Raw genomic sequence first — 19265 nt, 5'->3', positions numbered from 1 at the left:
GATAAAGCATCTTTAAAGAAGTTATGACATACTTCACGTACAGGCATAGCAGTGACCTTATTGACTTGGTGGAACAATCAGTAGATCACACAACGCTATGCCTGTCTATTTTCTGGGGATTCCTCAGAGCCATTGCGAGGTTATTAATTGTTTTTCTGGTTCGATAGTGATTGATTTAATATCTTTATCGACCATTAGCCCACACAGAACGTAATTCAGAGCTTTTCTTTCTGCGGGCCTCTCTTCGGTTCCCCAAATCAGATAGTCAAGGAAATTAACAGCACTAAATTGGGCTTGACGATGGATAAATTTTTTCTCCTCAAGTAGGCCAAGTTGATTAAACAACGTGGGTAGCATCGGCCAGAGAATTAATATTCCGGTATTACTGATTTGATACGGAACGGTTTTTTCTGGTAATAAAACCGATTCAGATTGTAGCTTGTTGATAGTTTGAAGTTGATTGCGGATATTGCCTGCAATATATGTATTATCTGATGCTGATAGTATTTTCTGATCTTCTGTCATGACCTTCTGATTTACCAGATGTTGATGTTGCTGAACGTCTGAAAAATTAACATTATTCGTGACTAATTTCTTATCGGGTGTATTTTTATCTATGCGGTTTGGCATAAAGTATTCCAATAGGTATTGGTATTCCTCAACCGACAGATGCTTTTGGCAAAGCCGTGAAACAGAAACGGTTTGCCAGAGTTGTTTCAGCCAACTATTTAATGGAAGGTTGTGGTTAATAGTCTGGCGAAATAATCTAATAATAGGTGCAGCATTAATCACACCATTATTAAGTTCAGTGGTAATACGTGAAATGATTTTCGCGTTGGGTTTAGGTATTTCCTGAATATTATGCCGCTGTAGATATTCCAGTGCATTGAGTATTAGTTGTGCGGAGGAGACAAGCTCCTCCTGATGTTGTGGTTTGTTTACTTTTTCGGATATTCTACGATTGATGGCAATGAATAAAGCGGGTTGTTTGATAGCCAAAAGTCGTTGTATACCATGTTCAGATAGACAGCTTTTTGCCAGTAGCAATATCCATTTGTTCTCTATCTGTGTTAATTGATCAATAAGTTTATTAATAATGTCTTTATTGTGCTTTATAGCCTCCATTGTATTAGGTTGGGCATCTTGTTGATATAAAGAATGAATGAAATTCTCTGCATTAATGGAATTATTATCGCCAGACGAAGATGGCTTATTGATAAATTTACTGGATATTGATTTATCCAGTAGAATTTCTTCTTTATGATCGTTTATCTGATATTGGCTAAATGCTTTATTCAGCTCCTCCTTGAGGCGAGCAGGGAATAATGAATTAAATTCATGAAAATTTATTTCACCAAGGTCCAGAGTTAATTTTTCTAAAGAGATATCCTGATAAATGTTATATTCATCAAAGTATGAATTAAGTAATTGATTTATATTGGCCTGATTAAGCACGGAGCCATGCAATACTTTTTTAGCTACCTGTTGATTATTAGCTGAAATAGTAATGGTAATCCGATTTAACAGATTTGGCTCCGAAGTCATATTGATATTCCCTTGGTAATAAGTAAATAATAGGTAATTCAAATTTGTATTTGTAGAATAGAATTAAAGTTTCATAATAAAAGCTAATAAGTAATAAGGAGGAACTACATCAACGCTATGATTATGTGACGAGGGATTTACAGTTGCTGTTGCCTGGTGATTATGTCCTTGCCCTCTTCCTGTGTTAAATGTGTAGGGATAATTAATTATTTGATTATTAAAGTTTGTTGAATATTTCATCCATATTGAGCTTGTACTGCTATTATCTATTATATAGTTATTTTTATTGACATTGAAATCATTGAGATAATTGGTTTCCATTCCATTAGTATCACAATAAGGTATACTTCCCATATGGTTATGACTAGGTATTTGTGCTTCTGTTAATGTTGTATTTTGCACATTAACAGTGACAGAAACCGCAGTTGGTGTTGTATTTTGGAAATATTTTTTTTCATCACCTCTACCTCCGGCACAATAATAGCTTTTTCCTTTATCAGAAAAATCATTTCCACACATCACAAAACGATTTCTTAAGTCTGGGGTTCCATTATTACCATCACAGAAAGCCCAACCTGTAGGAGCGCTATCACCAGAAAACATCACAATCATTCCTCTGGGGAGTACTTTATTGGGATCAATGCTCACTCCGCTTGAATTAACTGTGATACCGTTACCGGCTTTAACTGAAATACCACTACCATCAACAGTAATACCATTACCTGCTTTGACAGATACAGAAAAATAATCTACTTTAATGCCATCACCTGGGACAACTGATATTCCCTTGTCTCTATGACACAGACCATTGCCCATCTTTACAGATAAAACATTATTTTCTGGTTCTGATATTAATGGAGAATAGTCACTACTGATAATTTCCCCCATTTTCAAACTGACACCCTTATCGTCTACCTTAATCCCCTCACCAGCTTTAACCTTTACCCCTTCATTAACTATTTCGATACCGTGATGATTATTGACCTCAAGCTTGTCGTTGTTAATTCTCAATCCTCTGCCGGTATTGACTGCTAATCCGTTATTATCAGCCAATAAGCTTTTATCCTTAATTTTGACACTTAATCCATCTTTATCTGACTTTAAACCGCCGTTGTCGTTAAGTTTTACCGCTAGTGCACCGGTATCATCCAGTTTCAGCGCTGAATTTGGATTATCCGTCTGACTGGGAGCTTTACCAACAGCCCGGCGACCTATATCAGCAATATTAATCAGATCGGCATAATCGGTCTGTAATGGAATACTGCCTTCTTTAAAGCGTCTTTTTAAATTATCTGCTGATGGGCCATTTGATTTGGTATTTTCCATATTGGATTTTGCATTAGATAGATTAGATTTTCTTTCCATTTTTATCATCCTATATTGTATGGTATTAAATTATTGATATTTAAATATCTTGTAGATGTTTCTGTATAATTAAACAGGAAAAGATATTTGATTTTAAAATAAGTCTTTTGTAATGCTATATTAATTCGTTTTTACATTATACCCTTCATCTTTCAAGCTGCTGCTTTGTTGGCTGCGTTCACTTACCCCAGTCACATAGTTATCTATGCTCCTGGGGATGCGTTCTCTTGCCGCCGCACTGCAACTTGAAATCTATTGGGTATAGATAAATTAATTTATATTTTTGTTATTATCCTTATTAATAATTTCATTGAGTTTAGCCATGCCTCCGGTATAAGGCACATATAATAATTGATCACTTTTTATGACTTCTTCGTTCCATTGATCTCCAGACTTACCAATGACCTCAATACGCTGTTGTTCAGTAGCAATTCGCATATTACCAATACCGGTGGCATTAGAAGGCAGGCGCCCCAAGGTTAAGGTCTCTAAAATATGGTATGCCTCGTCTCCTAAAGGTGCGTCATTGTTTTGCCAGCGTTTATAGGTGTTGGCAAAATCTCCAAAATGTTCCGGTGATAACCAGTGAATAATCATTGAAATATGTGCGGGGAATTCAGCTAATATTTCTGTTTTCACCCAAGCTTCCAACTTATAAGGATCAACTTTATCATTCTCAATTAACTGACGATTCACCACCACACTGACCACAAATGAAAAGCGGTCGGCCAAGGCATATTTTTCATTGGAGAAGTACCAGCGATAACGCCATGCTTCGGCCTCTTTTGGAAAGTTTTTATTCGGTGAGTCTTGGTTGCGTTTAATTAATATCTTGCCTTGAATACGATTAAATTTAACCACCCGTGCTTTAAGTTCATATTCAGGTGGTTCAGCGAGAACTGTACGAGCTGATATTTTTGGGGTTGGTCCGGATGGGGTAATCACATATTTCAGGGTGATTTCGTCATTTTCTTCAATCATGGCCGGGAAGGGGCTTTGAGCACTGGAAGTAATCCAACGTTCATCTTCGGTAGCATTTCGATACGTCTCATTGGCATAAACCAATTGATAATCCATATCCTCCAGCCACACTGGGCTATTTTGCCAATGCAATTTACCATCATTAAATGCCTGTTGCACCTTGTGCAGATTGTACTCCAGATCCGTGCTGTTACGTGTACTAAGGGAAAAGGTATTTCCTGTTACTGCGGTGATCATTTGGCTCCGTAATATAAACTCTCTATCACCTTCAATAATAATCAGGTTAATTACCTGACCTTGTAATAACCGACCTGCAATACCTTGCTGTGTGATGATGAGTTGATGATTTTTAGAGTCTGAATTCTCTGCAATTATCTTTAGATCGTCAGGTTTATGTTTATCGTCGAATTTTTTGTCGGGTTTTATCGGCAAAAGTTGACGATGTTCAATTAAATAAAAAGGCAGGCCATCCAGATTAGGCGTATCACTGAAACACTCTCCGCCCAAACCCAAGCGGGCCGCAATTCGTTTTTGCAGTGCCGACACTTTATCAATACGAATATTATTACGTTGATAGGTCAGTTCTGGTTGTTGAGCCAGATAACCTTGCTGTGTAGACAGAAAGTCTTTGAAACCCAGTAGTGAGTTCGATGTAAGTGGTCTGGCGGCAAGTTGAGCACCAAAATAGCCCAACAGATAATTCAGAATTGTCGCCTCTTTTATATAGTTTGACTTCTGAATATGGTTATCAATATAGATTTGTGAATCGCGGCTTAGTTTTTCGGTTAAATCAGGAATGACTTGTTGGTGAACACGATGGCTGACTGTACCCGTTTTAAAAGGCCATTGCATACCGTGTATTGTTTCTCCCCGTTGTTTAAAGGCCAGTAATTTCGGTAAAAGGGCGAGTTCGGCACAGCCGTTAGCCAGCATTTGTTCAAACGGTAGCATAAATTGGTGTAATTGCACTTGCTGTGACGTAGGTTTGTTGGTCTGCAATCCATAGCAAGTTGGTAATTTATTGCTCACCGGATAGTAATCCAGAACTTTACGATATTTACCCCAATGCAGTAATTCAGGTTGTGTATTAATCAGTGGTTCTGTAATAAGCTGTTTCTCTACATCTTGTTTGGAAACGCCAATTTTAACGCCCCCTTTGGCAATAATGGTAAGCGGGTTGTTTGCTGAGGTAATTGAGGTAATTAATGCCAGTGGATCGTTACCCCATAATCTGGGGTAATATCCTTGAGCGATTTTCCAAGACCAATTATCGTCCGACAATGGCGTAATAGTTGTGTCGTGATGAGCTAATGCCAGTCGGGTTACACTCTGAATACCTTTAATCGCTAATAATCGGTTAACCAAATGACTTAGATTTAATATCGTAGCGCCGGTGTAATTTTTGGCTTGAGGTAATGTCGGTATCCAGCCGTGATGTAAATAAGGGCCGGAAAAGATCTCTTCATGACAGTGACCCTGATCTTTCATGGCCTGAGTGGTATAACGTTCGGGTTTTGCCAGCACCATCTGTTCCGCCGTCATATAAATTTGGGCGAAGATATCAGCAAAATCGATGACGTTATCTTCAAGTTCAATATCAATCTGCAAGGGGAGATCGGCAGGTTGCAGCCAGATAATTTTACTGATGAATTCTCCCAGATTACGGTTATCTTTTAGGAAAGTTTTCAGCCTCTCCTCAGCCAGTGTTTTATTAGTTTCAGTTTCCCGACTAGGGAGTAAATAGAGCCAATAATTTCCTCTTAGTGCTAATTGGCTATCTGATCCGGAGTTTTTAAAGCTATATTCACGTTTTTCTTTGTTATACCAATACTGATAACGTTGATTTTCAGGTTCACGAATTAATTGGACATCATTAAAGAAAAAGTAACCTTCGTTTGTTTCATTAACGGTGTCGCTGCTATGTAAATCCAATAAAGCCCGGCGATAATCTTCCGCAGTAATAGGTCCACAGGTCAGCGTTTGTTGTGGGCCAAATTCTTGGGGGAAAATACCGTCGCCAAGAGTCTGTTCCTCTGGTTTTGGAGTAAGCAGATCTTTGAGTGGTAATGTGTGGCGGTAAGCCAGATCAGACGCGCCATAACAACAGGCTTCCAATAAGGTGATACCGGGATCATTTTCACTGGTATTGCTCCAGCATTGGCCGGATTGTTGTTCAATGACGGTTTTTGCCTGAGCAAGTAAGGCATCGAAGGTAATATCGTCTTTGACGATGGGAAACAGGGCATCCTGATGATTCATTGGTTAACTCCTTGGTTTAAGGGGCGCGGCTCTGGCCAGACTAAAATCAGCACTTCATCATCGGCGGCTTCGATACTTTTACCCACGGCACCGGTGACTCGGTTAGCGATGGTTACGCTTAAATCGGTGACGCGTTCCACCAGAGGAGATTGCTGGATCGTGGCTAATAACTGGTAATAATCAATGCGATTACCGACTGTCACGCCGATAGCGGCATTTTCGCCCCACGGCATATATTTGCGGCTTAACTCCTGTTGTAGCTGATGATATCCGTAGTCGGGGTTAACACCTGCGATAAAGGTCACTTGGTAGTTCACATTAACGTCAACGTAAGTGGGATTGCTGATCTCAAGGGTTGCCCAAGGGCTGCTGAGTTGTTTGATCCATTCGACCATTTCTGCCAGCCGAGCGGGGTTTAATTTTGGACGCAGCGCATCATCGTTATCTTTGTAACGGCTGTCAGGGATCACAATCAGTTGCTGTTTTTCCGGTGCCGGGATTTTGGTTAATTCACTGGCAGAAGGGTATTTGACATCAAAAAGGCTGATGAATTGCTCTTTTAATAAGGTGACAATGTTGCCCCAACTCAGCGCCCGGTTACGGTGAGATAACCGAGCCGGGAGCCGCGTCAGAAAGGCTTGTTCTGTTTCTTTCGGATGACCATCCCAAGAGGCCCAAGGTTGAGTGACGCCACTGATTGCAGGGGATGCATTGACCGGCTGTTTAATGCTGTCGGCGGCTAATCCGTTGATAAAGTGATCCTGTTCAACGGTTTCTCCATTGACTAATGTCGCCGTGGTAGCGTTATACAACAAGCCCTTAATACGTGGGTAATCTTGAGGATCGGTCTGATGAGTTATCTCGGCTTTCAGCCAGTAGCGTCCCGTCGGCATCAAAGCGGCCTGATTTGCAGCATCCTGTGGCAATAAAGTGCGCCAGATACCCCGGTCAAACAGGTTATGGGTTTGGTCGTCAACTAATTTGTCTAATTTGCTCCAGCTATTGCTGTTGTTGAGATAAGACCAAGATAACGCGAGCGATTTAATGCCTGCTAATTGCCAATAGAGAGATAGAGTTTGTCCCGGTGATACATTGGTAAAACCTAAGTAGAATGTGTCATGGGTTAATGACGATATATTTGCTTCGCCCCAATTCAGGTGGTCAGATTGAACTTTAAGAGCATTGGATGTTTCGCTAAAAAGTTGAATACCGTTTTTGGGGAATTCAATGTTGTCTGAGTCGCTTAATAGTATTGCTGATTTCCAGGCATTACCAACTTTCCGATACCAACGCAGATCGGTTAACTTTCCCTGATTCGCCAGTAAATCCGTATCAGATGCATATTGTAACGGATTACCGGTATTGTCTTGCCCCGCATCAAACAGTGTTCCTTGGGCTACCAGAAATTCTGGGTTGTCAGTATTCAGCGTAATTTCGATAGCAACTTTATCCGCTTGGGCTTTTTTAGGTTTGAGCCCCAATAATTCCCGGTAATAAAGATCACGGTGCCGGGCCGGAAAGGTATTTAATAATCGATTAGTTGTTTCTAATAACGTTAAAAAAGCCAAAACAAAAGCTTGATGAGCGGGTAATCGACCATCGGCTTTATTCACATTTTGGTAAATATCCGCTAGTTGTTGAGGATTATTTTCTTGAATAAAGTAAAAACTATCCCAGAACTGTTTTTTCTCTTGATCGAAAGGGATTTCTTTAGCGTAAGCTTTAAGCCAATTTAAAATATCTAGCGTACTTCTTTCATCAAGTTTAAATACAGTATCCGGCACAATAGCAGAGAGTTTATTTTCTAACTCGGCTTTTCCCATATTTTTACCACCTATTATGTAATTATTCCCGATAAATTTTCAGGGATCGTGATTATTTGAAAATATTGTTATTTAAAATAAAGTTAAAGAGATTATTTATCCGGCAGTGACTACATATTGGCTGGCAATAAACCGGCCTTTGCCCATACTGGGGGCGGTCACATCCGGGCCGCTCGATGGATTATTGGCTGGCTGTGTCGGGGTAAATCGGGCGATAAATTGTTGCCCGACGACAATTACCGTGGCAGGGCTGCGGCAGAAGTTTACCTGCTGGCTGGCATCCAATTGAGCAATGGTGACCATCCCCATGCCGGGAACCGGGTGGCTTGGAGTGATATATTGCGCTTGAAGTTGCACCTTTTTTTCATCACCGACCATAACGATCTTTTTGCCCTGAATTTGGGGGTGTCCGCTACCGCGGATGGTTGCCGGCCCCAGAATGGTGACTTGTCGGTTGCCAAATAACGGCTCGAACAGCAAGGTGTCGCCATCCACCACCAGTTGTTTACTCATAAACTCACCTGTACCCGGCCTTCATTCACTTCGAGGGCACCTTCAATTTGCTGGCTGATTTCGCTGCCTCTCAGTGTGTAGGTGACCTGAATATGCAAGGTATTGGGCAGGTCGGTTCTCTGGTTCACCTGGATCTCGCTGATATCGGCGCGGGGTTCATAACGTAATACCCGTTCTTCAATCCGGGTTTGAATTTCTGCCATCATTTCGTCACGAATATTGGCAAACAGATAATCATTCAGGCCGCAACCATAATTCTCTCGCATAATTCGTTCGCCGGGTTCGGTGAGAAAAAGAATTTTCATATTTTGGCGGACATTTTCGGCCCCTTCCGCCATGGTGACGCCGGTTGCTATTTCAGGATGCGTGCTATCTTTATACGTACCATCTTTAATAGAAAATTGCAGCGGAAAGGCCCAACCCTGACCGTAAATATCGGCTAATACTTTATCGGCTGATGCTTTATTGGCTAATGCTTTGTTTGTCATCTCATGACCTTATTATTGGGTTAGATTAATCTTCGCACCTTTAATATCTACGCCGGATTTACCTGAGGCGGATAGAGATTTTTTCGCCTCTATTTTAATTTCCTGAGCTTGGGTAATAAGATTCTTAGCGGAATTAAGCGTGATATCTTTATCCTGTTGCAGAGATAAGGTGTTTTTTCCGCTATTCAATGCGAGTGTTTTATCTTTATGATTAAAGAGTAATGCCTGCTGATTTTCCCCTTGTTTAATCACTAAGGTTTTCACCGGATTCTTTTCACTGGGTTCTACTGGTGATTTATTTTTCGGGTTGTGCATCGAGCCTAATATCACCGGGAAGCGCGGATCACATTCAAAGAAGCCGATAATCACTTCATCCCCCGGTTCCGGGTAAAAGCAGAAACCGCTTTCATGGCTGGCGTAAGGCTTACCTAAGCGGGCAAAAAGGATGCCATTGGTTAAGTTTAACGCCGGGATTTTGACCGGAATACGCCCCAGTGACTGGCTATCTCGCTGATATTTTTCCACGATCCCGACATGCAACTCTTTCGCCTGCGGTACAACTTGCTCTGTTTCCGGCAGTAGCCCCAGCGTTAGCCGAGTGCGCCAGCCTTGCCGTTGATTGATGGTCTGACTGACACCAGTGATAATCGCCTGACCATCCATCCCTTGACCAAAGCCGCTTAACGCCAGAATATCGCCGGCTTGATAACGGTTATCGCCTTCAACCTCAAAACTACCGGAGACGTTATGACTTCGGCGGTTATTCAGGATACCTTGAGCAAGCTGTTTGGCCTGTTCATTGTCCAATGGATAGCTGAAAACCCATTGCCATGCTTGGTTGGTCAATGATGTCAGGTTATCTGTGGCGAGTTGATTGCGACCCAGTCCGCTGCTTTTTGCCTGATGGGCTTGAGACAGTTTTTGTTGGGCGATATCCCAGGACTGTACACTCACGGTTTTGGGGCTACGTTGATTATCCCATTGCAGATTAGCTTCAAATAACACCGCATCCTGATGGTTAGCCCGCTGGTGGATGGTATGTACGGTTGACCGATTCAGTGATTCCGGGGAAACCAGCGTCACGCTATCGTTACCGGGCAGTAGCCAGCTGTGGGTCGCGAACAGCCGACTTTTTAGAAAAGTCCAGTCATTACAGCGAAACTGTACCATTTGCTCATGCACCGTTTTAAGCTGAGGCGCTTGTTTTATCGTGACAGGGATACCCGCTTGGCTAAACAACTTCTTGATAATCGCCTCATCACTCTGTTTGTTGAACAGTTGTGAGTGGAAGTTGTGAGTTAATTTTTGCAGCGAATGTTTGGCGGTCAGAGTAATGATGCTGTCCTGACCTTTAAGCCCCAATGTTTGCCGAACAATGTTCCCCTTAAACACCACGGTTTTTTCAATCTGCACGCTAAGCTCATGATTCGGATGGCAGCTTGCCAGTTCAGCTTGCGCCTTGGCATCAAAGATATGATTTGCATCACCGGCAATACCTAAGGTGATGTTAGCCGAAGGGATGCCATTGATATGATGGTTTACTGTCAGGCTGATAACCGTAAAGTGGTTGAGGGTTTTGACGCCTATTTTGAGCGTTATCGCAGGTATCTTCATGCATCCCCCTTGGCTTGCAGTGTTTGCCCGGGGGTAAAGTCATCAAGATTATCCAGGCCGTTTTGCCAGGCCAGCGAGAGATAATCAATACCCCCCGCCAAGGATGCTCCGGCGCTTAAGGCGATCAAGGGCAGGGAGAGCATATCCGTGACGTTAACCGCAGTAGCCGGGGGCGATTTTAACTGCTGCTCGGTGGCTTGAATCACAAAGCTTTCATCTGCTACCAGAGATAAGGTAGCGCTGGCCCGCAACGGTGTGGCGTCCCGGTCAAACAGGGTGTAACTGATGCTAAGGCCGCTGGCACGGCAAGCAAAATAGCCTTTGTTTTCCCAACGCATTTTGCCCCATTTAATTTTAAGAAAGTGGGGGACGTGAGTACTGGCATCCACGGCACACAGGGCTTTTAGCGTTGCCAGTTGGGTTTCTACCGGGGTGTTGTTACCGGGCATGGTGGCATCAAATAGCAGGACTAATGACAGGCCAGCCGGTTGGGATAACACATAGCGGCTGCTTTGGTTGGCACTGTTAACGCTTTCATCCTGCTGATAACGGGTTTGATAATCGAGCTGGATGGCATCGGGGTTATACATTGCCTGTAAACTGCCTACCGAGGTTTTCCCCTCGCGGTCCTTGAAAGCAGTGAGGGTGAGTTTGGACAGGCTGCGTTCAATTAAGCTCATAATGACCTCCTGTTTCACGCAATGCATCTAACACGGCTTGTTTCACCTTTTCAATCAGGTGGGCATTGTCCAGCGCTTCCTGCGCCAGTGTTTGTGGCGCGACGGAGTGACTCGCTGAGTCGGTCACTTTAGCCTGAATAATCAACTCTTTAATTTCAACAGTCATACTTTCACTCCTAACCAGCGCATATCCTGATAACGTAATTCCAGTGCATTCACCAAAACCGTATTGCTATTGGCATCAAGGTCGCCGGTAGACCAGCGAACCGGCAGGGCGTTACTTAATGTCCAGCTTGCTACGGGAACTGAATGTTCATTCAGTAGCATGATGACCACATCGGCATACACCGCTTTCTCGCCGCGCAGGACGCGATCAAACACCCAAGTCAGCGGTGTCACGGTCATCACGCCGCGTTCCAGAACCAAACTGCCATGCTGGATCTTCTCGGCTAGCCAAACATTTCTGGCATTTTCTCCGCCCTGACTGTGTTGGGTGGTTTGCAGTTCACGGCTCAAACCCGATATCCGTTGGAAAGCAATGTCGAGTGGGCTGGGGATATTGTTAAACAGAAAACTGGCGATAAAACGGTGTGACACCGACGGGGTGTATAAATTGTTCATATTTTGCCCCTGTTTAATGGGTGATCCCGGTACGGGTATCAAATGTCAGATTCAACTCGATAAATTCCGCCGGAATTAACAGCGCCAGCCTGATCTTCATGATCATTTTCCCGGCCCGCAGATCCGCTTCGCTCATTGATTCGTCAACCCCCAGTAACACCTCGAAAGCTTGATCTTCCTGCGTACCGCGCAGTCCGCCGTTTAGCCATAACTGACGTAACCAGTTGTAAGCCTGACCTTTAAACTTCATCCAGGTGATGGCGTTGTTAGGTTCGAACACAAAGGCCCGGCCCAGTTGAGTCATATGGGCTTCGATATAAGAAACCAGACGGCGAGTTTGTATATAGCGCCAAGGGGAGTCGGGGGTGTTGTCCAGCGTGCGGCATCCCCAGATCTTTATCCCTTTGCCGGGGAAGCTGCGAACCAGATTCAACGAAGGGCCATCCTGATTAAACAGGGCATCGGCTTCAATGTGAGAGCGTATTGGGCTTATCACCTTGGCTAATGCGACGTTCGCGGGTGCGTGCCAGACCGCCATTTGGTTATCGTTACGCTGAATGATGGCGGCCACCGCCGCAGTCGGCGAAAGAACAACAGACCGATCTTGTTCCTGATAGGCACTGTTCAATCTTGGCCAGTATACGGCGCCCCATTGCCGATAACTGGAAGAGAGCTGCGTTAAACATTCCGCGGCCAGTGCGGGATCATCGGGGGCATCCAGCAATCCCATGATGCCGCGTCGGCACTGGCAGAGGTTAAGTACTGATTGCCAAAATTGTAGCCAGAACTGAATCTTGTCGTATTGATCGATTTCTGAATCGGGAGCATCCATCTGATTCAGATAGACAATATCGGGGACCACAATCAGCGTGATAGCACTCTGTGCCGCAATTGCTTGTTTAACCCAATCTTGTTGTAGGGTAGAGCTCAATGATTGAAAATTGCCGCGTGGTTCATCAGATCCTAACGACAGTACATAGGCTTGTTGACCCCCGTTGTCAAAAAAGTGACGCACGGAATAGTACGTTAATCCTGATTCACCAAATGACAGGGTAAAGTCGGTCAGGCTATTTAACTTGACGGCGGTTTGGTTGTCTGGACTTTTTGCGGTGTAACCAATAAAAACCGGTACACCGATAAACGCCTCATCTTGTTGCTGGGATATCAGGTTTTCCGTGATGGTGACGCCGGGCTGTGTGATTTCCATTCTCGGTTCCTCAATAGAACAGGCGCGGCGAACCGCGCCTCAGTACGGTTACTGTGTTACATTTTGCGAAAATTGCAGGATGATAAATTCAGCCGGACGGACCGCCGCCATGCCAACCTTGACCACCATTTTGCCTTGTTTAATGTCAGTGTCGGACATGGTGACACCTTGACCAATCTGGACAAAATAGGCTTCCTGCGGGCTATTACCGGCCAGCGCTCCTTGTTGCCAGAGTTGATGCAGATAGTTATCAATGGCTGACCGAACGCGTTCCCAAGTAGGTTGGCTATTGGGTTCAAAAACGGCAAATCGCATGGCTTGCTTGATATCCCGTTCTGCCGCATTAAATAAACGCCGAACCGGAATGTAGCGCCAGTTGTCATCATCTTGCAGAGTACGAGCGCCCCAGACGACAAATCCTTTGTTACTGAAATAACGGATAGCATTGATGCCTTTTTGATTTATGGTGCTTTGTTCATTGTCGCTGAGCCGATCCGCTACATCACTAATTCCGCTGAGAACAACATTCGCCGGTGCTTTCCAGACGCCGCGGCTGGCGTCAGTGGCGCAATAGACACCAGCCATGACTGCACTGGCAGGAATGAGGTTTTTGTTCTCTGCAATTTTTTGTTTTATTGCCTCGATAACTTGCTTATAGAGTCCTGAGTTTTGCTGTTTGAGTTCTGCCAGATTGGTAACTTTTGCATCCTGATAACCTGAAACCGTGACGCTACTCTCCTCCATCTGAATAAGTTGTGAGACTTTAACCGCAGGATAATAAGTCGCGGTTTGTGATTGCGGGATAACATTGAGTGCGGTTTCTTTATCCTGATTATCAGCGATAAGGAAATAGCCTTCATTTAATAATGAAGATGTCAGATTGTTATATATTTTGCTCTGGTAATTAGAATCTTGTTCAGGGCAGACGATTAAGGTAATTTCTAAAGCCTGCTTAATTAACTCAGGGATTAATGCCAGCGTAATATCTTTGGTATCAGCAATTGGTAGGATATAGCAGGGACCGCCACCATTTTGGAAATAAAGTTTTAAAGCATCACTGCTTGTCGTGTAGGTTACGGTAATCATCTGATGAATGTAATGGGGGCTTTTACCGTCTACGTGAGTAGGCTGTGTTACAGGGACAACTGCTGCATAGTCTTGGACTTCCGCATTAGCTTTAGTTTCTGCAATGTGTTTGGTTTTTGCATTGCTTTTGTCTTCTACATTATGTTTGTCTTCTACATTGTGTTTGGTATCTGCATTACCTTCGCTTTTCTTAGGAACAGAAAGGGAAGGGGGGGGAGTAGACTCAGTTGATTTGACGGTTACCGACGTAATACAACCCACATTGAACAGATTAGTGAAATCCAACCAGCTACTCACGCGTGTTATTTGTGGTGTTGCGCTGATTTTTTTCGGTGAGAAACGGCCAATAAAAACCGGGATTGCCGTATTCCCTTGGCTAACGGAGAGAGCCAGTGATGCATCTTCTTCAATATAGACGCCAGGATAAGTTGGTGTTGTTGGCATGTTGCCTCCGATTATTGAGCGATATTCTGCGTAAATTGCAAGATAATAAATTCGGCTGGACGAACTGCCGCCAGACCCACTTTGACAATCATTTTGCCCTGCTTGATATCGTCATCGGTCATGGTGAGACCTTTACCGATTTGGACGAAGTAAGCCTGTTCGGCTTTGTTACCCATTAAGCCGCCTTGCTGCCACAGGGTATGGAGATAGTTATCGATAGCGCGGTGAACCGCTTTCCAGGTGGGTTGGCTGTTGGGTTCAAATACCATGGCACTCATGGCATTTTTAATATTTTTCTCTGCACTGTTAAACAGACGGCGAACCGGGATATAACGCCAGTTATCGTTGTCCTCAAGTGTACGAGCCCCCCAAACCAGCGTGCCGCTCTTAGGAAAGGTACGGATCATATTCAGTGCCCTGCCTTGGTTATATTTCGTTTGCAGGTCGTCGGTTACCGGGTATTTAGGTTGTAATCCTCCCTGAATAGGAACGTTAGCAGGCGCTTTCCAGACCCCCCGGTTGTTATCGACACTGGCATAAATACCGGCCATCACTGCACTGGGTGGAATATCAACGGCGGCTTTATTTTCTCCCCATTCAGCGGTTAGCCAAGGGTAGTAAACTGCGCCATAAGGAGTAGGGGAATAAGATTTGAGGACTTTTTCTGGTTCTTTTATATCGGTATCACTTTGTGGGCCATCAAAAATGGCAAATAATCCTTTGCCCGGCTGGCAAAGTGTACTTACGGCATCTTTAATTTCTTCGCCGGCGGCAACCAGTAATGTCACATCGTCAAGTTTTGGCACTTGTGTTTCTAAGTCTTTAGTTTTGACGAGATAGCAATATCCACCGCCGTTAATAAAATAGGCACGTAGTGAAACGTCAAGGATATTTTTGGGATTAAATGGTTCGCCTTTTAGTGTCAAATAGTTCATCCAACTACTAACACGAATATAGGATTTATCTGATATTGATGAACCGTTGTTTGCAACAGCAAAGATCGGCACTGCTGTTGCACTGGAACGAATGGAGAGTGCGGGTGAAGCGTCCTCTTCAATATAAACGCCGGGATATGTTGGTACCGTTGGCATGTAGCCTCCAATTATTATGCAATATTCTGAGTAAACCGCTTTATAAATGCGTCTTAAGCTGCTTGAATGGTGACTCGATCTGCGGTCAGGCTAATTTCCTGAACAGCAACTTCGTTGCTGGTGGCATCAAAAGCAGGAGCGGTTAATGAAGTTGGGAAAGCATTTGCCACGCTCCAGGTCATTAAAATTTCAGTACCGGCTTCGTTAGTCAGGCTAATTGAAATATCTTTTTTCTCGACCCGATTAAGTTGAATAGAATTAAGCCAATCAAAAAGTTTAGTATCACCGGAGAAGACACCTCTACGCAGGGTAATATTGATCGCCTGACGTTGACCGGGCATTTTATAATAATTGCCTGTGCCGTCTTTATATTCGATGACGTCATGAGAAATATCGAGGCCGGAAACGCTGTTAAAGGGGACTTTTTCATCACCGATTGAGACAACGAAGCGGTAAGTAGGAATAGGATATTCAACAGCGATTTGTTCTGGAGTTGTAGACATAATTTTTTTCCTTATTGGTTATTTACGTTTAAAAGATAAACAAAGTGTTATTGCTTTGTTTTGGTTAGTACTGATGTTTTGGTTAGCACTGAGCTATGGGTATAGCTACCGCAGCAACCTGACATATGGGTTATTATTTATACTGAAAAAATTTACTTCGCGATTATTTATCTCGCATTTAATAAAGCGGCATGATTATAAGTAATGAATCTTTAGAGGGAATATTAATTAATAGTGAGTGATAATTATTAATTGGTATGGCATTGGTTACTCATTTTGGGTATTCACGCGGTTTTATTTAGCTTTAGGAATATCAGGGATGAGGTTATTTGGCTATTTTTCTTTCATCGATCAATTGATGATCAAAGGGGTGAATAGAGAGGATCGTGTTGAGCCTATGGTTTGCTTTTTTGAAGGATAAATGAAACACAAGGGGAGCAACCATAAGGCCTTCATTAATTCAAGGATTTATACCCGTTATCTTTCAGGTTGCCTCTTTGTTGGCTGTACTCACTCACCCCGGTCGCAGAGTTATCTATGCTCCCGGGGATTCGCGCTCTTGCTGCCGCGATGCGTCTTGAAATCCATAGGGTATAAATAAGAACAAAAATGCCGATCTTGAATATCGGCATTTTACTGTAAAAGAGAAGATTAATTTAATGCTTTAACGCTTCAATTTTATCCCGGCTCAACCCGGTACTGGTGACAATAATGTCCAAACTCACGCCATGCCGTAATAAGGCACGAGCCGTTTCCACTTTACCTTTCTCTCGGCCTAGTTCAATACCTTCCTCTCGGCCTAGTTCAATACCACGCTCAAGCCCTTTTTGTTCAAGCTGTTCTGCAATAGTCATCAACATCGTTTCATGCTCCGGAGATTGTTCAATCAGTTGATGGACAAAGTGTGAGAGATCCAGCGTATGTCCATTCAGTAAAATATAGCGTAACACCACATTGCGCTGCTCGGTTGTATTATACCCTGCATTCAGGAGTTCCACCAATTGGAGGAGCCATTCCTGCATATCCCGGCAGCGGATGTGTTTTTGCACCAGCTCCATCAGGGCAACCCCTTTATGCGTCAGGATCTCTTCATCGCTGAGCACACTGACGTCCACCAACGGAAACGCCTGGCGGTATAAGCGAGCCGCCTGTTCAGGGAGCGTAAAACAATCCAGCCACCGGTTTGAGTAAGGATAAGGACGAACCTCACCATGATAAAACAGCAGAGGCACCACCAAGGGGAGTTCAGTATGGCCTTTTTTCAGGTGAGCCGCCATCGCTGACATGGCGTAATACATCAACCGCCAGGCCATCAACGGGTCAGGGGTGGACTGATGTTCAATCAGACAGTAGATATAGCCTTGCCCCCGAGCCGTTTTAACCGAGTAGAGCACATCACTGTGCAGTTGACGTAAATGCCGATCCACAAAACTGCCGGGCTCCAGTTTCAATGTGGCTAAATCACACAACAGCTGGATCTCTTCGGGCAGATAAAGGGATAGAAATTCCCTAGCCGTTTCAGGCTGCGTTAAAAAATGCTTGAATAACGCGTCATGGTGAGGCCGTTTTTCTTTCTTTGCCACAATCTGTTTCTCTGTCTTATCTGTTAGTCATTACCACTCATTGCCAAGGTATATACCTGTCATCCTTCAAGTTGCCTCTTTGTTGGCTGCACTCACTCACCCCGGTCACATAGTTCTCTATGCTCCCGGGGATTCGCTCCCTTGCCGCCGCGATGCATCTTGAAATCCATAGGGTATATTTCCGTTAATCTTGAATGTTCAGATCGCAAAAATTGGACTGAGTTCCCTCCAGATGATCTATTATTTTGAAATAATGAAATGGACACCTCCCCAAAACGGATTCAGTGAGCCATGCTGAATACATCAGCAAAAATATGAAGAGGTATCCAATGGAACAAGTTATCGGCATTGATCTGGCAAAGCGAGTGTTTCAATTACATATTGCGTCTCCGCTCGGAAAAATGATTAAAAATACTGTGGTAACGCGCGATAAACTGACGACATTCATTGCTCAACAACCCCCTTCCAAAATAGTGATGGAGGCTTGTGGCAGCGCAAATTACTGGAGCCGACAATTTAAACGCTTTGGTCATGAGGTGAAGCAAATCAGCCCCCAATATGTCGCCCCATTCAGAATGGGCAGCAAGAATGATAAAAAGGTTGAGCAATGTTTGCCTGAGCATCTGGAGAACGCGGAAAATGACCTGACCCCGATGAGCCGTGAATTATTTCAGGAACTCCTGCTTGAACTCAAAGAACAACAGCAGTGTCTGAAAGTGCTGGATAAACGCCTCATCATTTGAATGCACAAGAGGAAGATATTCGCCGTCTACTGACGCTACCGGGTATTGGTCCACTGGGGGCACCCGCTTTGATGATAGCGCTGGGAGAGAGTACGGATTTCAAAAATGGCCGCCATTTTGCCAGTTATCTGGGGCGGGTTCCAAGAGAGCACGGTAGTGGTGGCAAAGTCAGGTTATTGGGTATCACGAAACGCGGGGATGGCTATTTGCGAGGAATACTGATTCATGGTGTCCGTTCAGTTGTTTATCGGGTGCAAAAAATCCCTGACGAACCATGTAATGGATTACAACGCGGGTTAAAAGGCGTGATAGCCCGCAGCAGGCTCAATAAAGCGGCAGTTGCCCTGGCAAATAAAAATGCCCGAATAGCTTGGCTCTGGTTAGCCAACAATCGAGTTATGAACCACGATGAGTTACCCATGATGTAAATGATGTAGAAGTCCATAAGTTGATGTACTGACAGGTAGAACCGACTCTCTGTGAACCTGGTAAATAACCCAGTCTATCGAGACTGTTGAAATAATGAGGGCAGAGAGTGCGGATTTTCATCAGGACTCATTGAAGCCGAATATATGTTTGCGACTACGTTGTCAGAAAAATTTACTCACCCATTTGAATTGAGTCGGTATCCATATAAGTATTTAATTGAGTATTTAATTCCCTATTCTTTTCTCACCTATTCCTTTCTCAATAAATAGCGAGCAAAAATTCTCTGTCGG

17 protein-coding genes and 1 pseudogene are annotated in these 19265 nt (G+C 43.8%); 2 read left to right on the top strand and 16 right to left on the bottom strand.

Annotation, left to right across the window (positions count from 1 at the left end; all coding sequences use genetic code 11):
- Positions 1 to 123: 123 nt before the first annotated feature.
- The 16 genes from CKY02_RS09955 to CKY02_RS09885 form a co-directional block, all read right to left on the bottom strand.
- Positions 124 to 1545 (bottom strand): contractile injection system tape measure protein, encoded by a 1422-nt coding sequence (locus tag CKY02_RS09955; protein WP_240002035.1) that lies wholly within the window; start codon positions 1543 to 1545, stop codon positions 124 to 126.
- A 63-nt stretch (positions 1546 to 1608) separates the two neighbouring features.
- The gene (locus CKY02_RS09950; RefSeq protein WP_112895177.1) at positions 1609 to 2910 is read right to left on the bottom strand and encodes a tail fiber protein; all 1302 of its coding nucleotides are present in this window, start codon (positions 2908 to 2910) and stop codon (positions 1609 to 1611) included.
- Between the two features lie 270 nt (positions 2911 to 3180).
- Positions 3181 to 6150 (bottom strand): hypothetical protein, encoded by a 2970-nt coding sequence (locus CKY02_RS09945; protein ID WP_112895176.1) that lies wholly within the window; start codon positions 6148 to 6150, stop codon positions 3181 to 3183.
- Positions 6147 to 7973: a hypothetical protein gene (locus CKY02_RS09940; protein WP_112895175.1), complete on the bottom strand. Its 1827-nt coding sequence runs from the start codon at positions 7971 to 7973 to the stop codon at positions 6147 to 6149. The genes CKY02_RS09945 and CKY02_RS09940 overlap by 4 nt, the downstream gene beginning before the upstream one ends.
- A 96-nt stretch (positions 7974 to 8069) precedes the next feature.
- Entirely contained in the window at positions 8070 to 8486 is a 417-nt protein-coding gene (locus CKY02_RS09935; RefSeq protein WP_112895174.1) for a hypothetical protein, read from the bottom strand.
- A complete protein-coding gene (locus CKY02_RS09930) occupies positions 8483 to 8974 on the bottom strand; it encodes a GPW/gp25 family protein (RefSeq protein ID WP_112895173.1) in 492 nt (163 codons plus the stop codon). The genes CKY02_RS09935 and CKY02_RS09930 overlap by 4 nt, the downstream gene beginning before the upstream one ends.
- A gap of 12 nt (positions 8975 to 8986) precedes the next feature.
- Positions 8987 to 10588, bottom strand: coding sequence for a phage baseplate assembly protein V (locus tag CKY02_RS09925; protein WP_112895172.1), 1602 nt, complete (start codon positions 10586 to 10588; stop codon positions 8987 to 8989).
- The gene (locus tag CKY02_RS09920) at positions 10585 to 11268 is read right to left on the bottom strand and encodes a CIS tube protein (RefSeq protein WP_112895171.1); all 684 of its coding nucleotides are present in this window, start codon (positions 11266 to 11268) and stop codon (positions 10585 to 10587) included. The genes CKY02_RS09925 and CKY02_RS09920 overlap by 4 nt, the downstream gene beginning before the upstream one ends.
- On the bottom strand, positions 11255 to 11434 hold the full coding sequence (locus CKY02_RS09915; protein WP_112895170.1) for a DUF5908 family protein: 180 nt from the start codon (positions 11432 to 11434) through the stop codon (positions 11255 to 11257). Before CKY02_RS09915 ends, CKY02_RS09920 begins: the two co-directional genes overlap by 14 nt.
- On the bottom strand, positions 11431 to 11889 hold the full coding sequence (locus CKY02_RS09910; protein WP_112895169.1) for a phage tail protein: 459 nt from the start codon (positions 11887 to 11889) through the stop codon (positions 11431 to 11433). Before CKY02_RS09910 ends, CKY02_RS09915 begins: the two co-directional genes overlap by 4 nt.
- A 13-nt stretch (positions 11890 to 11902) precedes the next feature.
- Positions 11903 to 13096, bottom strand: coding sequence for a phage tail sheath C-terminal domain-containing protein (locus tag CKY02_RS09905; RefSeq protein WP_112895168.1), 1194 nt, complete (start codon positions 13094 to 13096; stop codon positions 11903 to 11905).
- A gap of 48 nt (positions 13097 to 13144) precedes the next feature.
- Complete coding sequence (locus CKY02_RS09900) at positions 13145 to 14626, bottom strand: phage tail sheath family protein (RefSeq protein WP_112895167.1); 1482 nt, start codon at positions 14624 to 14626, stop codon at positions 13145 to 13147.
- 11 nt (positions 14627 to 14637) lie between these two features.
- Positions 14638 to 15717 carry a phage tail sheath family protein gene (locus CKY02_RS09895; protein ID WP_112895166.1) on the bottom strand — a complete coding sequence of 360 codons (1080 nt, stop codon included), beginning with the start codon at positions 15715 to 15717 and terminating at the stop codon, positions 14638 to 14640.
- 53 nt (positions 15718 to 15770) lie between these two features.
- Complete coding sequence (locus CKY02_RS09890) at positions 15771 to 16220, bottom strand: phage tail protein (protein WP_112895165.1); 450 nt, start codon at positions 16218 to 16220, stop codon at positions 15771 to 15773.
- A gap of 455 nt (positions 16221 to 16675) precedes the next feature.
- Positions 16676 to 16852, bottom strand: coding sequence for a hypothetical protein (locus CKY02_RS24500; protein ID WP_162120288.1), 177 nt, complete (start codon positions 16850 to 16852; stop codon positions 16676 to 16678).
- A gap of 24 nt (positions 16853 to 16876) precedes the next feature.
- Positions 16877 to 17803 (bottom strand): Rpn family recombination-promoting nuclease/putative transposase, encoded by a 927-nt coding sequence (locus tag CKY02_RS09885; RefSeq protein ID WP_112895164.1) that lies wholly within the window; start codon positions 17801 to 17803, stop codon positions 16877 to 16879.
- Between the two features lie 40 nt (positions 17804 to 17843).
- Between CKY02_RS09885 and CKY02_RS26275 the strand changes: the two genes are divergently transcribed.
- Positions 17844 to 17966 (top strand): hypothetical protein, encoded by a 123-nt coding sequence (locus tag CKY02_RS26275; RefSeq protein ID WP_275658211.1) that lies wholly within the window; start codon positions 17844 to 17846, stop codon positions 17964 to 17966.
- 166 nt (positions 17967 to 18132) lie between these two features.
- A pseudogene (locus CKY02_RS26870) lies at positions 18133 to 18958 on the top strand (IS110 family RNA-guided transposase).
- Positions 18959 to 19265: the final 307 nt, after the last annotated feature.

Source organism: Photorhabdus bodei, assembly GCF_003287735.1.
GTDB classification, from domain to species: Bacteria; Pseudomonadota; Gammaproteobacteria; order Enterobacterales; family Enterobacteriaceae; genus Photorhabdus; species Photorhabdus kayaii.
Note: the sequence above shows the minus strand (reverse complement) of the source record. Positions and strands in the feature narration are given on the sequence as shown.